At 59.6% G+C, this 562-nt stretch carries 1 protein-coding gene; it reads left to right on the top strand.

What is annotated here, in order from left to right:
* Positions 1–9 precede the first annotated feature (9 nt).
* A partial coding sequence (locus ACR0AP_RS20950; RefSeq protein WP_480509236.1) for a thiamine pyrophosphate-binding protein occupies positions 10–562 on the top strand: 553 nt, incomplete at its 3' end.

Here is a 562-nt window from a genome sequence, read left to right as displayed (position 1 = left end):
AACACCCCTATGAAGATGACGACGGAAGAGGCCTTTGTTAAGGTTTTGCAGATGCATGGTATTGAACATGCGTTTGGGATCATTGGCTCTGCGATGATGCCGATTTCGGATCTGTTTCCGAAGGCTGGGATCATGTTCTGGGACTGTGCGCATGAGGGCAGCGCGGGGATGATGGCGGATGGCTACACCCGGGCGACCGGCAAGATGTCGATGATGATCGCGCAGAACGGTCCGGGCATCACCAACTTTGTGACCGCCGTCAAGACTGCCTACTGGAACCACACCCCGCTTCTGCTGGTGACCCCGCAGGCGGCCAACAAGACCATCGGTCAGGGGGGCTTTCAGGAAGTCGAGCAAATGAAGCTGTTCGAGGACATGGTCGCCTATCAGGAAGAGGTCCGCGACCCGACCCGCGTCTGCGAGGTTCTGAACCGTGTGATCATGCAGGCCAAGCGCGCCAGCGCCCCGGCCCAGCTGAACATCCCGCGCGACATGTGGACCCAGGTTGTCGATATCGACCTGCCCGCCATTGTCGAGTTCGAGCGCCCCTCGGGTGGCGAAA

It is taken from the genome of Ruegeria sp. AF7 (assembly GCF_056541885.1).
The sequence above is the reverse complement of the archived record's forward strand: the minus strand, read 5'-3'. Positions and strand labels throughout refer to the sequence as shown.